A 14,341-nucleotide genomic window follows, 5' to 3' on the forward strand; every position below is an offset into this window, starting at 1 on the left:
GGCGGGGTGACCCGCCTTTTTCGCAACAAGGAAAAGTGGAATGAAGCGTTCACACATTAATTATGCCGTCGATAAAGCGCATGCCATCGCCGAGACTTTTCGGGTTTGCCTGCCTGACTTTGCGTATTTTACGGCTGACGCCTGGCGGCAACAGGATCACACTCTGTGGCGTGAAGTGCTCGATCTCCAACTGGGCTGGGATATAACCGACTTTGGGCGCGGAGATTTTGCGCAAACGGGGCTGACGTTACTGACGTTGCGCAATGGTCAGTTAGGGTCAGCCAGCTACCCCAAACCGTACGCCGAAAAGATGCTGCAGATTCAGCAGGATCAGCAGACGCCATGGCATTTTCATCGCCATAAAATGGAAGATATCGTTAACCGCGGCGGCGGTGATTTATGTATGCAGTTGGCGTGGGCTACGCCTGATGACGGGTATGATGCCCGGCGTATTGTTGAGGTTAGCGTCGATGGTCAGCGGCGTTCCGTTGACGCTGGCGAGACGCTGGTATTGAAACCGGGGCAGGGGGTATGCCTGCCGCCGCGGTTGTATCATCGCTTTTGGGCGGAGAAAGCGTTCGTGCTGGGCTGGGAGATCTCGATGGTCAATGACGACCTGCATGACAATCACTTCCTTGAGCCAGGCGGTCGCTTCCCGGCGATAGAAGAGGACGAGCCGGTGAAGTGGCTGTTGTGCAGTGAATATGCGCGCTTACAGCGATAAACGGCGACCCGGCAGGCAAAGCGCCGCCGGGCCGTCAGATTTTACTGCGCAGCGGGTGGGGCGGTAACTTCACTACCGGATACCACGCCCGCCTGCATGGTTTGCGTTACCTGCTGTTTCTCCACGTTCACCGCATGCAACTGGCCGCTGACCGTTGGCTTGAGTGGCGCATCGGCTTGAATATTGCCGCTGGCGGTAAGCTGGATGTTACCGTCGCCGGAAAGCGGCAGTGCGGGCCATCCCCACTGCTGCAGAATCGTCATTGGCACGCCGCGCCCGTTCAGGCTGACCTGAGTTTGACGCTGAGGCAACTGTGAAATACTGGCAGTGGCCTCCAGCAACCCTTTTTCCGTATAGGCGCTTAGTTCGCTGATATTGATGGTGCTGCTGTTCGCCGTCAGCGCCAGCGAAGGACGACGCACGTCGGTGCGGTTAAAGGTGCCGGCAGCGGCGTTGAGGTTAGCGCTCCCGCTCCAGATCCCCCACTGATTGTTCTGCACCAGCCCGAGGTTAGCACCGTAGCCGTCCAGCGCGGTGAGCTGCCATGGGAAGCTCGGGTCGATATCAATCACCAGATTACGGCTGGCGCTGAATTTCTTCAGCGTCAGGCTGGCTAGCCAGGCTGGTAGAGGTTTCATCCACAGCAGTTTCCAGTTTTCCGGCAGCGTGTACTCCAGACCGGCAATGGCGGCATCATCGAGGACCAGCGCTTTGTTGTTGCGCTGCCAGTTTCCGGATGTTCTGACCATTCCCCCTTCCCAGCGGGTGGTGAACTGACGCAGCGCTATGCCCTGCGGCGAGAACTCGGCATTCATAATCGGATCGAAAAAGTGCAGAGAGCCGTAGATAAACTCGCTGGCGTTCATCGACAGTTTTCCTTCCTGAGTTTGCCAGTCGTCCTTGCTGAAGGTCATGTTGCGCAAGCTCAGATCGAGATCCGTCACCGCCCAGTCAGGGCCTTGCAGACGGGCATCTGTTACTTCCAGACGACCAATTTGCAGGGAAGGAATAGTGCTTAACGGAGCAAAAAACTCGGCCAGCGATTTATCGCTTTGCAGCCGAATATCGTTCAGGCGCAGATTCTCCACTACCCAACTACCGTCGGCATTGCGTTGTGCCACGCCGGTTAATGCGCCACGCGCCACGTCTGCGCCAATATTGCTCAGCGTCACACGGTCGTGGTCAATACTGCCTTCAATCAATACGTTGGTCGTGGGGACGTCGTTCAGCGTTAACGAACTGGCGCTGAGCTGAATTTGCGCTTTACTCCCGAGAATTTTACCCGCCTCAGGACTCCAGGGAATGACTCCGCCGTTAACGCGCTGCGCGCTCAGGGTCCACTCGCTACCGGGACTGTTAAGCGCCATATCTTGCAATTGCAGGCGATCGGCCTGGAACGGCAGCGGCGCAGTTTGCTGGGAAAGATTCAGCGTGCCGTTTTGCAAAAGAATGGTGTCTACGTGCAGCGGGTCGGTGATTTGGCGGCTGCTCAGTCCAATATCGACCGTTTTGGCGACCAGCGTTGCGGGCTGACCATCCCGGCCAAAGGTGACGTTTTCCAGCAGAATATGGGAAGGAGAAGAAAACCGGTGATCGATGGCATCAAATGCCAGATGGTAGCTGCTGTTCTGCGAAACCCAGGCGCTGACGTGCTCTGCGCCCCAGCGGGTTTGCAGTAGAAAATATAAGCCGAGGATCGCCACTGCAAGGGCGATCAGCACGTAAAGAAGCAGCTTTCCAATAAATTTCATGGTCTTCCATCCCGCGAAGTGCACATAGTCAAGTTATGCACGATTTAGGCGCAATGCTCAAGGCGGGAATGGTGAAAGAGCGTTACAGCGGCGTTGATTCAGAATCAACGCCGCATTTTGCTTATTGCTTCTCTGGTGGGAACACCAGATTCAGAACGATAGCGGTAATACCGCCTGCGGCAATGCCGGAAGAGAGCAGGTTTTTCACCCAGTCCGGAGCGAACTGAAGGATCAGCGGCTGCTGGGAAACGCCGAGGCCGACGGCCAGAGACAGCGCGATAATCAGAATTGCGCGGCGGTTCAGCGGTTCGCGGGATACGATACGCACGCCGGATGCCGCGATAGTACCGAACATCACCAGCGTTGCGCCGCCGAGTACCGGCTCAGGAATATGCTGTACAAAACCGCTGACCGCCGGGAACAGGCCCAACGCGATCAGCATCAGCGCAACCACAAAACCAACGTAGCGGCTGGCAACACCTGTTAACTGAATAACCCCGTTGTTTTGTCCAAAACAGGAGTTCGGGAAGGTGTTGAATACGGCTGAAACAAACGAGTTCAGACCGTTCGCCAGTACGCCGCCTTTCAGGCGTTTCATATACAGCGGACCAGAAACGGGCTGCTCGGAGACATCGGAGGTGGCCGTAATATCACCGATGGTTTCCAGCGAGGTAATCATAAACACCAGCATTAGCGGCAGCAGTAAGCTCCAGTCGATACCCAGGCCATAATACAACGGCGTTGGCACCATCAGCAGGTCCTGACTTACCGGCGCGGTATTTTGCGGCAGCATATCCATAAACCACGCCAACAGGTAACCTGCCGCCATCGCAATCACCAGTGACGCAACGCGCAGGTACGGGTTGCGCTGGCGGTTAAGCAGGATAATCAGCGCCAGCACGACGCCAGCCAGCAGTAAATTCTTTGGTGCGCCAAAGGTGTTGTCGCTCATTGCCGCATAGCCGCCGCCAATCGACGTCAGCCCCACCTGAATCAGCGACAGGCCGATAATCATCACCACCACGCCTGAGACCAGCGGGGTAATGATACGACGCGCCAGATGCAGTACGCGTGAGATAACCATCTCAGTGCAGCTTGCCAGCATCAGTGTACCGAACAGCGCCGCCATCATGGTTGGGACATCTGCACCACCGGTTTTTAGCGCTGTACCGCCCATAATCAGTGGCGCAACAAAGTTAAAGCTGGTGCCCTGAATGGATAATAGCCCTGAGCCGACCGGCCCCCAGGCTTTGATCTGAATGATAGAAGCCACGCCGGAAGCGAACAGCGACATACTGATTATGTGTTGAGTATCCTGAGCCGGTAACCCGAGCGCCTGGCAAATTAACAGCGCTGGGGTGATTACCGCGACGAACATGGCCAGCAGGTGCTGACAGGCGGCAAACAGGGTCTGGGCTAGTGGGGGGCGATCTTCAAGACGGTAAATCAGTTCACTGTTGTGAGTCTGCGCAACCGGTTGCGCATTTGTTGACTCTACGGCGTTAACGGACATCAGAGGCAATCCCATGGTGGAAAAGCGGTGATTTTATCTGACCATGGCGGAAATGCAAACGTTTGCTACCAGGTGTTCTTAATATTTAAAACGGATAAACAAACATTTTCATATAACTTTTCATGATTTTCTGCTTAAAATCCACACCGAAAACTCAATAAGAGCTAAAAATCGGTCTGGAATGCATCGTGCGTGATTGTGCTAAACGCACTAATGGAGTTGTAAATGTTTTATCTCGATACGTTATCAACGCTGGTTGCGGCAACCCTTGTGTTGCTGCTGGGTCGTAAGCTCGTCCAGTCTGTTTCCTTCCTGAAAAAATACACCATTCCCGAACCTGTAGCTGGCGGATTGCTGGTGGCGATTGCGCTGCTGGTACTGAAAAAAAGCATGGGTTGGGAAGTGAACTTCGATATGACCCTACGCGATCCGCTGATGCTGGCATTCTTCGCCACTATCGGCCTGAACGCCAATATCGCCAGCCTGCGCGCGGGTGGCCGCGTGGTGGGTATCTTTCTGATTGTGGTTGTTGGCCTGCTGCTGATGCAAAACGCCATCGGTATTGGTATGGCGACTCTGCTGGGTCTGGATCCGCTGATGGGGCTGATCGCCGGTTCGATAACCCTCTCTGGCGGGCATGGAACCGGGGCCGCATGGAGCAAACTGTTTATTGAGCGCTATGGTTTCGCTAATGCGACGGAAGTGGCGATGGCTTGCGCAACGTTTGGCCTGGTGCTGGGCGGATTGATTGGCGGCCCGGTGGCCCGCTATCTGGTCAAACACTCTACCACGCCAGACGGCATGCCGGACGATCAGGCTGTGCCTACCGCATTTGAAAAGCCGGATGTCGGACGCATAATCACTTCGCTGGTGCTGATTGAAACCATTGCGCTGATCGCTATCTGTCTGACGGTGGGTAAAATCGTTGCACAAATGCTGGTCGGAACGGTGCTGGAACTGCCGACTTTCGTCTGCGTGCTGTTTGTTGGGGTGATCCTCAGTAACGGCCTGGCGTTAATGGGTTTTTATCGGGTGTTCGAGCGTGCGGTTTCGGTATTGGGTAACGTTAGCCTGTCGCTGTTCCTGGCGATGGCGCTAATGAGTCTGAAGCTGTGGGAGCTGGCTTCTCTGGCCCTGCCGATGCTGGCAATCCTGGTTGTACAGACCATTTTCATGGCGCTGTACGCGATATTCGTCACCTGGCGCATGATGGGTAAGAACTACGATGCCGCCGTGCTGGCAGCCGGACACTGCGGTTTTGGCCTCGGTGCGACACCCACGGCGATTGCCAACATGCAGGCAATTACTGAACGTTTTGGGCCATCCCATATGGCGTTTCTGGTGGTGCCGATGGTGGGGGCGTTCTTTATCGATATCGTCAATGCGCTGGTGATTAAGCTGTATCTGCTGCTGCCGATTTTTGCGCAATAATGTCTGTGCGGCGGACTCACATCCGCCGCTGCTATGAATCGACTATGCGTTGGAGTAGCGCTCGGTTTCCGGCATCCAGCGTTCAATCAGCGCCACAGCTTGTTGCGGGTAACGTTCGTGAATATGACGGGCAATGCGCTGAACTTCCGGGATAATCGCCTGATCGCGCAGCAAATCTGCAACTTTGAATTCTGCCGTTCCGGTCTGGCGCGTACCCAACAGCTCGCCGGGCCCGCGGATCTCTAAATCTTTTTGCGCGATCACGAATCCGTCGTTGCTGTCGCGCAGAACCTGCAGACGTTTTTGCGCGGTTTTTGACAGCGGCGATTTGTAGAGCAGGACGCAGTGGGAGGCCACCGCGCCACGACCTACGCGACCACGTAGCTGGTGCAACTGCGCCAGGCCCAAGCGCTCCGGGTTTTCAATAATCATCAGGCTGGCGTTAGGTACGTCTACGCCCACTTCAATCACCGTGGTGGCAACCAGCAGCTGCAGTTCGCCCTGCTTAAACGCCGCCATTACCGACTGCTTCTCTGCGGGCTTCATACGGCCGTGTACCAGGCCAATATTCAGTTCTGGCAGCACCAGTTTAAGCTCTTCCCACGTGGCTTCAGCGGCCTGAGCTTCTAACAAATCAGACTCCTCAATCAGCGTACAGACCCAGTACGCCTGGCGCCCTTCATGGGTACAAGCGTTGCGCACGCGGTTAATAATATCGCTGCGGCGGGTATCCGGAATCGCCACCGTGGTGACCGGCGTACGCCCCGGAGGGAGTTCGTCAATGACCGACGTGTCGAGATCGGCATAGGCGGTCATCGCAAGCGTACGCGGGATTGGGGTGGCGGTCATGATTAGCTGGTGTGGATGGAAACCCTGCTGCTGACCTTTCTCCCACAGCGCCAGGCGCTGATGTACGCCAAAACGGTGCTGTTCGTCGATGATAACCAGCGCCAGTCCGTTGAACTGCACCTGTTCCTGGAAAATTGCGTGCGTGCCGACAATCATCTGCACCTCACCGCTGGCGATAGCTTCCTGCTGTGCCAGGCGCGCTTTGCCTTTCTGTTTACCTGCCAGCCAGCCAACTTCAATACCCAGTGGCGCGAACCAGTTGCGGAAGTTATTGGCGTGCTGTTCAGCCAGCAGTTCGGTAGGGGCCATCAGTGCAACTTGCTTACCATGTGCGATGGCACGTAGGGCGGCCAGCGCCGCAACCAGCGTTTTACCTGAGCCGACATCGCCCTGCACCAGACGCATCATGGGGACATCCAGTGCCATATCGCGTTCGATCTCAGCGGTAACGCGGGCCTGGGCGCCGGTGGGTTTAAACGGTAGAGCCGCCAGCAGCTTATCTTTCAGCGCGTTGTTTGCGAGCAGCGGCTGGGCGTGGAAACGTTGCGCCCCGGCGCGTAGTGCCAGCATGCTGAGGTTATGCGCCAGCAATTCTTCCAGAATCAGACGTCGCTGTGCTGGATGCTGACCGGTTTCCAGATCGCTCAACTGCAGTGACGGCGGTGGACGGTGCAATGTGCGCAGAGCTTCTGGCAGGCTCATCATACCTTGCAACAACTCTGGCGGCAGCAGTTCGGCAATGGCGCAGGTATCGAGCAGGTCCAGCGCTTGATCGGTCAGTTTGCGCAGCGTGGCCTGCTTCACGCCTTCGGTGGTTGGATACACCGGTGTGAGCGTTTCCTGCAATTCCGGCGTGCTGAGATCGCCCTGCACGCGATACTCCGGGTGGATCATCTCTGCGCCGTATTTTCCGCGTTTGGCTTCGCCATAGGCCAGCACCCGGCGACCGGTGGCGAGACTATTTTTCATTGCGGCGCTGAAGTTGAAAAAGCGCATGGTGAGAATGCCGGAGCCATCACTGATCTGACAGGTCATCATCCGGCGTCCGCCGAAGGTGATATTGCAGTTCAGCACTTCGCCTTCTACGGTGGCGTAAACGCCCGGCAGCAGTTCGCCAATCGGGTACAGGTGCGTGCGGTCTTCGTAACGCAGAGGGAGGTGGAGCAGAAGGTCCTGCACGGTGTGCAGGCCAATTTTCGCCAGTTTACTGCTTTGCGCTGCGCCAACGCCGGTCAGAGAATTGAGTGGGATGGCATCCAGTAAACGGCCTTTCATCGCGTTTATCTCGCAGATTGCATAGTGGCCCACCACGTTGCATCGGCTTCAATTTCGCCCTGCGTGTTTACGTGGGGGTAGGGAAGACCTTTGCGCTTAGCGACATTCGCCAGCACCGGATAACCGCCTTCAAACAGCAAACGCTGCTGCTCATCTTGCGCAAGCATGCTGTTTTCTCGTTGGTACATGCCGGCGTTTTGCCGCTGGCGCTGTGCTTCGTACAGAATCAGCGCGGAGGCGACCGAAACGTTCAGCGACTGCACCATGCCAGTCATGGGAATGATGATGTCCTGATCCGCCAGATCCAACGCTTCCTGAGTGATGCCGGTTTTCTCCTGGCCCATCAGGATGCAAGTGGGGCGCGTGTAATCAATCTCGCGAAAATCCACGGCTTTATCTGACAGATGTGTTGCCAGAACCTGCATACCCTGGCTTTTTAAATGTGTGACCGCATCGCCAATAGTGCGGTGAGTCTTCACCTGTACCCAACTGTTGCTGCCTGCGGCAGAAGAGGCCATGGTGCGCATACGGCTACCAGGCCAGACGGCGTGGACTTCATGCACGCCGACCGCGTCTGCAGTACGAATGATTGCAGAAACGTTATGAGGTTTGTGGACCTGCTCCATGCAGACGGTCAGATCGGGCTGACGACGTGCGAGCATCTCGCAAATACGTGCATAACGTTGAGTATTCATAAAACGTGTTCTAGTTACGGTTACGGGTGACTTTTATCACGTCCGGCATGACGCGGATTTTGCGCATGATATTCGCCAGGTGCACGCGATCGCGAGCGGTCAGGCGAATAAAGGCGCTATAGACGCGGCCATCTTTCTCTTCCGTATTCAGACTTTGAATGTTGGAGGTAGTCGTGTTGATTGCCGCCGTCAGGTTCGCCAGAGCACCCTGGTGGTTAAACATATCCACCTTAATCTCGGTGATGAACTCCTGCTCTGTCTCTTTATCCCATTCCACCGCCATAAACTTCTCTGGCTCTTTTTGATAGCCACGAATGTTACGGCAGGATTCATGGTGAATCACCAGACCTTTACCCGGGCTGACGTGGGCAATGATTGGATCGCCAGGAATCGGACGACAGCATTTCGCGAAGGTGATCAGCACGCCATCTGCGCCTTTGATCGGCAGATGACCGTGGCCAGATTGTGCTGGCACGTTTGCCGTTGCTTCGCCCTGCTGGAGGTTTTTCGCTACCACCACGCTCATGGCGTTACCCAGACCGATTTCCGCGAGCAGATCGTCAAGCGTGGCGAGCTTCATGCGCTCAAGCTCACGCTGGATGCTCTCTGGCGGGATCTCAGCCAGTTTACGGCTACCGCCTAAGGCATGGTTGAGCAGTCGACGACCCAGACTGACGGAATCATCGCGCTTGAGGTTTTTCAGCAGTTGGCGAATTTTGGCGCGAGCTTTCGAACTGACGACGAAGTTGAGCCACGCTGCATTCGGACGAGCGCCCGGAGCGGTAATAATCTCAACGGTCTGGCCACTAAAGAGCGGCTGCGAAAGCGGGTAAGGTTGTCTGTCGACGCGTGCGCCGACGCAGGCGTGACCGATATCGGTATGCACGGCGTAGGCGAAGTCGACAGGCGTTGCACCGGCAGGCAGTTCGACAATGCGCCCTTCCGGTGTGAAAACATAAATCTCATCCGGGAAGAGATCAGATTTGACGCTTTCAATAAATTCAAACGAGCTACCGGCGCTCTGCTGCAGTTCCAGCAGGCTTTGCATCCAGCGTTGAGCGCGGATTTGTGCGGTGGTGCTGCTTTCGCCGCCGTGCTCTTTGTAAGCCCAGTGCGCTGCTACACCCATTTCTGCCATCTGGTCCATGTCTTCGGTACGAATCTGTACTTCAACCGGGACGCCGTGAGGGCCGATCATTGAGGTGTGCAAAGACTGATATCCGTTCGCTTTCGGAATGGCGATATAGTCTTTCACGCGACCAGGACGAGGTTTGTACAGGCTGTGCATCTGGCCGAGTACGCGATAACAGGTATCGGAATCATGAACGATAACGCGAAAAGCGTAGATATCCATGATGGAGTGAAAACGCTGCTCTTTGAGCACCATCTTGCAGTAAATAGAGTACAGGTGCTTCTCGCGGCCACTTACACGACACGGAATACCTGCCTCCTGCAAACGCCCTTCGATTTCCGAGAGGATTTTTTGGATCATCTCTTTGCGGTTGCCACGAGCGGCTTTAACCACTTCTTTAATCACGCGATAGCGGTTCGGGTACAGCGCTTCAAAACCCAGCTCTTCCAGCTCGGTTTTAATGTGATGAATACCTAAACGGTGTGCCAGCGGACTATAGATTTCGAGGGTTTCACGGGCGATGCGGCGACGCTTGTCCGGGCGTAATGAGCCCAGCGTGCGCATGTTGTGGGTACGGTCAGCGAGTTTGATGAGAATGACGCGGATATCCTGCACCATCGCCATAATCATCTTGCGAAAGTTTTCAGCTTGCGCCTCTTTCTTATCGCGAAACTTAAGCTTATCAAGTTTCGACACCCCTTCTACCAGTTCAGCAACGCTTTTACCAAAAAGCTGTTCCATGTCCTGGTAGGTGGCTGGGGTATCTTCAATCACGTCATGCAGCAGCGCAGCCATCAGCGTTTCATAGTCGAGTTTCATCTCGGCCAGAATGCAGGCTACCGCTACCGGGTGCGTGATATAGGGTTCACCGCTTGAACGTGTCTGGCCCTCGTGAGCGTCACGTGCAACGAGATACGCCTGCCGAAGACGCTTAATCTGGTCTTCCGGCAGGTAGTTTTGAATCAGTTGATTCAGGCTTTCAAACAGATACAAGGGCGACCCGCTTTGTGATTAACGACGACCTTCAGCAATAGCGGTAACGGCTTGTAATTCAGCGGCTTCCTGCTCTTGCTGTTCCTGGCGCTCACGCACGTCGAGGATCTGGTTGTTGATCAGACCTTCTTCGATTTCGCGCAGCGCGATAACGGTAGTTTTATCGTTTTCTTCCGGTACGAGCGGATCCTTTCCGCCTACCTGCATCTGACGAGCGCGACGCGCGGCGACCAGTACCAGGTCAAAACGGTTACCAATTTTCTCTACAGCGTCCTGAACAGTTACGCGTGCCATACTTAAAATGCTCCACAGGTGAAGAAATGACTGGGCATGATACTGAATGTGGGTTCAGTCTGCCAACAGTTTGCTGATTAAAGCGTCATGACGCTGCTTTTGGCGGCTCATGCGCAGACGTTCGGCGCGAATGATGGTTTTCAAATCGCCCAGGGCGGTATCGAAATCATCATTCACAATAAGATAATCATATTCGGCGTAATGGCTCATTTCTGCAACAGCTTGCGCCATACGTTTTGCGATCACGTCTTCGCTATCCTGACCGCGGCCACGAAGACGGCGATCCAGCTCAATCTTAGATGGCGGCAAAATAAAAATACTGCGCGCATGCGGCATTTTTTGACGAATTTGCTGCGCACCTTGCCAGTCGATATCTAAAAAGACGTCTACGCCGGATGCTAATACTTGCTCAATGGTCTCACGCGAGGTGCCGTAGTAATTACCGAAAACCTCAGCGTGTTCCAGGAACGCGTCTCTGCCAATCATGGTTCTGAATTCGTCATGGTTCACAAAAAAATAGTGTTCACCGTGCACTTCCCCCGGGCGCGGTGCGCGCGTGGTGTGCGAAACAGAAACCTGGGTGTCATACAACGGTTGGGTCTTTAATAAAGCCTGAATCAGGCTGGATTTACCCGCGCCACTGGGGGCAGAAACAATATAAAGCGTGCCTTGAGCCATGAGTATCTTAATGTATGTGATTGTCGAAAGAGAGCCTACATACGGGCTTATTATACACGTAGCCGCTATGTGACGTAGCCCTTGTCACACTTTTTGCGCATGTTTATTGCGTTTTGCGTACCAGTTTCCTGTTTTATCCGCGATTTGCAGCAATTCGTGCAAATGTCAGGAACGTTGCTCGCAGGATGATTTTTTGCCTCTCTGTTTCCATTTCAATTCGCGTTATATCTGCCGGGAAACGTACTGTTCAGCGGAGATAGCATGGGATTATGGAAATGCATAGGTCTGGTTTTGCTAATGTGGTATCTACCCTCATGGGCGGTATGCCCCGTCTGGTCGCCTGCCAGGGCACAAGAGGAAATTTCACGACTACAGCAGCAGATAACACAGTGGAATGACAGTTACTGGAAACAAGGGGAAAGTGTCGTAGACGACGCCGTTTATGACCAGCTCAATGCGCAGCTCATCCAGTGGCAGCGCTGTTTTGGCGATGAAGCCCCACCAGATCTATCTGCGCCCCCAATAAGTGGAACCGTCTCGCACACCGTTCCCCACACGGGAGTTCGAAAACTTGCCGATAAGCAAGCGCTACAGCAATGGATGCATGCTCGTAGCGATCTCTGGGTGCAGCCGAAGGTGGATGGCGTGGCGGTCACGCTGGTTTATCGCAATGGAAATCTGATACGGGCGATTAGCCGTGGTAACGGTCTGAAAGGCGAAGACTGGACGCAAAAGGTTCTTCAGATCCCTTCCGTTCCACGTACTACCAGCGGGCCGCTCTCTAACAGTACGTTGCAGGGGGAGATATTTTTGCAGCAACAAGGGCATATTCAGCAGCAGAGAGGGGGAATGAACGCCCGCTCAAAGGTTGCTGGAATGATGATGCGCCAGAGCAACCCGGAAATGTTACGTTCGCTGGCTATTTTTATCTGGGCCTGGCCTGATGGTCCAGTTGCCATGTCGGAAAGACTTGAGCAACTCACTGCTGCCGGGTTCAGTTTCACGCAACGATATACTCAGGCCGTGAAGAGTGTGGATGACGTCGAGCAGGCGCGTGCCAGGTGGTGGACTTCAGCGTTACCTTTTGTGACAGATGGTGTGGTGGTGCGAACGGGAAAAGAACCGCGGGCGCAATACTGGCTACCCGGACAGGGAGACTGGCTGGCAGCGTGGAAATATCCTCCCGTGGCCAGGGTATCTGAGGTGACGGGTATTCAGTTCTCCGTTGGCAAAAGCGGGAAAATTGCGGTGGTTGCATTGCTGGTCCCCGTCATGCTGGATGATAAGCGGGTGCGGCGCGTCAATATTGGCTCAGTCCGGCGCTGGAATGAATGGGATATTGCGCCTGGCGATCAGATTCTGATAAGTCTGGCCGGACAGGGGATCCCCCGTATAGATGAGGTGGTCTGGCGCAGCACCCAGCGTAATAAGCCAGCACCACCTGAGGGGCGCTTCAATTCACTAACTTGTTTTTATGCCACAGCGGAGTGTCAGGAACAGTTTGTTGCCAGGCTCGTCTGGCTGGGGGCCAAAGATGTGTTAGGGCTGGAGGGTATGGGCGAGGCGGGATGGCGGGAGCTACATCAGACGTATCGCTTTGAACATATCTTTTCCTGGCTTGGATTAACGCAGGAGCAGCTACAGTCCACATTTGGCGTGAACAAAGGGGGGAAGCTGTGGCATCAGTTCAATCTGTCACGCCATCTTCCATTTACGCGCTGGGTGATTGCCATGGGAATACCGTTAACACAGGCAACGTTGAATGCCAGTCGGGATGGTTCGTGGCAGCAGTTACGGGATCGCAGTGAACAAAGCTGGCGGCAATTTCCTTTCATGGGAGAGCGACGGGCACGACAGGTTATTCAGTGGCTGGAGGATAAAGAGATCACAGCGCTGAGCAACTGGTTAGCTGCTCAGCGGATCACGGGCTTTATGCCTTAATGGCCTTCATGGCGATAGTAAAATACCGGCAGCCCCAACTTCAGGCGCAGGGCCAGTAGTCGGGCGGTAAAGCCGAAGAGCAGGGTAGAGATCACCACCACATCGTGGCTGGAGACATAATGTTGTAGCACGATATACAGCACAGCAGCGGCAAATGAAACGCCGGCATAAAGTTCTTTCTGGAATACTAACGGGATGCGTTTGCAGAACATGTCACGTAATACACCACCAAAGACCCCGGTAGTGACCGCAGCGACCACGGCAATAATCGGTCCATGACCCATATCCAGTGCCACCTGGGCACCAATAATAGAAAAGACCACCAGGCCCAGCGCATCCAGGACGAGGAATATTTTACGCAGATAGGGCATTACGGGGGCAATAATGGTGGTGAGTACCGCAGCGGTCGCCACGATAATGACGTATTCAGGGTGCTTTACCCAGCCGAGTGGATAGTGGCCGAGAAGGATGTCGCGTACCGAGCCGCCGCCAATGGCCGTCGCGGTGGCAATGATAATGACGCCAAATGTATCCATACGGCGACGCCCAGCCGCAAGCGCACCGGTCATGGCTTCGGCAGTAATACCAATTAAATATAAAACGTGTAACAGCATGTATTCCCCCTGATTTGCTGGGGCTAAGGTTAACGATTTGTGCGCATTGTCACGATTGAGATTTTCTAAGGTGAAGTGATTTTAATAACTACAGCTAATGTGAGTTTTCTGTAAATGCGTTATGGCATGGGCTTTGCTTTGTGCATGGTGACAATAAATGATGAGAAAATATAATTCGAACTGGATGGGTCACAACCGAAGTGTTGGGAAAAACACGTAGCCCCGTCGTTTATGGGTGGGCTACGTATCATATTTCACCCAAACTATCACCCTCGACCATTGGACAAATTGACACTCCGGTTCGTATTTCAGCCATACCTTGAATGTTGCAGCGAGAGATTAGTAGGTGTGGTATGTACTTTGGTGCGCTGCAAAAATGGTATTTCTTACAACGACTACACATCCAGATGTCATTGGGGAAGTTATTCTGAGTAAAGTCTGATATTCAGCG

At 54.4% G+C, this 14,341-nt stretch carries 11 protein-coding genes; 3 read left to right on the plus strand and 8 right to left on the minus strand.

The features are described 5' to 3' along the window. Positions 1-40 precede the first annotated feature (40 nt). A complete protein-coding gene (locus tag N0B36_RS17505; protein WP_016155011.1) occupies positions 41-724 on the plus strand; it encodes a D-lyxose/D-mannose family sugar isomerase in 684 nt (227 codons plus the stop codon). A gap of 41 nt (positions 725-765) precedes the next feature. On the opposite strand, the gene N0B36_RS17510 is transcribed toward N0B36_RS17505, so the two are convergent. Continuing rightward, on the minus strand, positions 766-2,475 hold the full coding sequence (locus tag N0B36_RS17510; RefSeq protein ID WP_153689896.1) for an AsmA family protein: 1,710 nt from the start codon (positions 2,473-2,475) through the stop codon (positions 766-768). A gap of 121 nt (positions 2,476-2,596) precedes the next feature. Continuing rightward, positions 2,597-3,988: a xanthine/proton symporter XanP gene (gene xanP, locus N0B36_RS17515; RefSeq protein ID WP_003024026.1), complete on the minus strand. Its 1,392-nt coding sequence runs from the start codon at positions 3,986-3,988 to the stop codon at positions 2,597-2,599. A gap of 225 nt (positions 3,989-4,213) precedes the next feature. Here xanP and gltS point away from each other — a divergent pair, with 225 nt between their 5' ends. Continuing rightward, positions 4,214-5,419 (plus strand): sodium/glutamate symporter, encoded by a 1,206-nt coding sequence (gltS, locus tag N0B36_RS17520; RefSeq protein ID WP_016155009.1) that lies wholly within the window; start codon positions 4,214-4,216, stop codon positions 5,417-5,419. A 42-nt stretch (positions 5,420-5,461) separates the two neighbouring features. Here the strand turns inward: gltS and recG are convergent, their stop codons facing one another. From recG to gmk, 5 genes are read right to left on the minus strand one after another with little or no spacing between them, the layout of a single operon-like run. Next, on the minus strand, positions 5,462-7,543 hold the full coding sequence (recG, locus tag N0B36_RS17525; RefSeq protein ID WP_259688689.1) for an ATP-dependent DNA helicase RecG: 2,082 nt from the start codon (positions 7,541-7,543) through the stop codon (positions 5,462-5,464). A gap of 5 nt (positions 7,544-7,548) precedes the next feature. Next, positions 7,549-8,238, minus strand: a complete 690-nt coding sequence (gene trmH / locus N0B36_RS17530; protein ID WP_047415767.1) for a tRNA (guanosine(18)-2'-O)-methyltransferase TrmH — start codon at positions 8,236-8,238, stop codon at positions 7,549-7,551. 10 nt (positions 8,239-8,248) lie between these two features. Next, positions 8,249-10,363, minus strand: a complete 2,115-nt coding sequence (spoT, locus tag N0B36_RS17535) for a bifunctional GTP diphosphokinase/guanosine-3',5'-bis pyrophosphate 3'-pyrophosphohydrolase (RefSeq protein ID WP_003024038.1) — start codon at positions 10,361-10,363, stop codon at positions 8,249-8,251. 18 nt (positions 10,364-10,381) lie between these two features. Further along, complete coding sequence (gene rpoZ, locus N0B36_RS17540; protein ID WP_000135058.1) at positions 10,382-10,657, minus strand: DNA-directed RNA polymerase subunit omega; 276 nt, start codon at positions 10,655-10,657, stop codon at positions 10,382-10,384. A 54-nt stretch (positions 10,658-10,711) separates the two neighbouring features. Further along, positions 10,712-11,335, minus strand: a complete 624-nt coding sequence (gmk, locus tag N0B36_RS17545; protein WP_019078035.1) for a guanylate kinase — start codon at positions 11,333-11,335, stop codon at positions 10,712-10,714. 261 nt (positions 11,336-11,596) lie between these two features. On the opposite strand from gmk, the gene ligB reads away from it, so the two are divergent. Then, a complete protein-coding gene (ligB, locus tag N0B36_RS17550; protein WP_235116980.1) occupies positions 11,597-13,276 on the plus strand; it encodes an NAD-dependent DNA ligase LigB in 1,680 nt (559 codons plus the stop codon). Here ligB and N0B36_RS17555 read toward each other — a convergent pair. Continuing rightward, positions 13,273-13,890, minus strand: a complete 618-nt coding sequence (locus tag N0B36_RS17555; RefSeq protein WP_003024049.1) for a trimeric intracellular cation channel family protein — start codon at positions 13,888-13,890, stop codon at positions 13,273-13,275. The two genes, ligB and N0B36_RS17555, sit on opposite strands and share 4 nt — an antisense overlap. Positions 13,891-14,341: the final 451 nt, after the last annotated feature.

The organism is Citrobacter sp. XY323 (assembly GCF_025106035.1).
GTDB classification, from domain to species: domain Bacteria; phylum Pseudomonadota; class Gammaproteobacteria; order Enterobacterales; family Enterobacteriaceae; genus Citrobacter; species Citrobacter braakii.

What these genes read in the sequence shown, in the direction of transcription:
- N0B36_RS17505 (WP_016155011.1), top strand. Translation starts at nt 41, where the DNA reads ATGAAGCGTTCACACATTAATTATGCCGTCGATAAAGCGCATGCCATC.
- N0B36_RS17510 (WP_153689896.1), bottom strand. Translation starts at nt 2,475, where the DNA reads ATGAAATTTATTGGAAAGCTGCTTCTTTACGTGCTGATCGCCCTTGCA.
- xanP (WP_003024026.1), bottom strand. Translation starts at nt 3,988, where the DNA reads ATGTCCGTTAACGCCGTAGAGTCAACAAATGCGCAACCGGTTGCGCAG.
- gltS (WP_016155009.1), top strand. Translation starts at nt 4,214, where the DNA reads ATGTTTTATCTCGATACGTTATCAACGCTGGTTGCGGCAACCCTTGTG.
- recG (WP_259688689.1), bottom strand. Translation starts at nt 7,543, where the DNA reads ATGAAAGGCCGTTTACTGGATGCCATCCCACTCAATTCTCTGACCGGC.
- trmH (WP_047415767.1), bottom strand. Translation starts at nt 8,238, where the DNA reads ATGAATACTCAACGTTATGCACGTATTTGCGAGATGCTCGCACGTCGT.
- rpoZ (WP_000135058.1), bottom strand. Translation starts at nt 10,657, where the DNA reads ATGGCACGCGTAACTGTTCAGGACGCTGTAGAGAAAATTGGTAACCGT.
- gmk (WP_019078035.1), bottom strand. Translation starts at nt 11,335, where the DNA reads ATGGCTCAAGGCACGCTTTATATTGTTTCTGCCCCCAGTGGCGCGGGT.
- ligB (WP_235116980.1), top strand. Translation starts at nt 11,597, where the DNA reads ATGGGATTATGGAAATGCATAGGTCTGGTTTTGCTAATGTGGTATCTA.
- N0B36_RS17555 (WP_003024049.1), bottom strand. Translation starts at nt 13,890, where the DNA reads ATGCTGTTACACGTTTTATATTTAATTGGTATTACTGCCGAAGCCATG.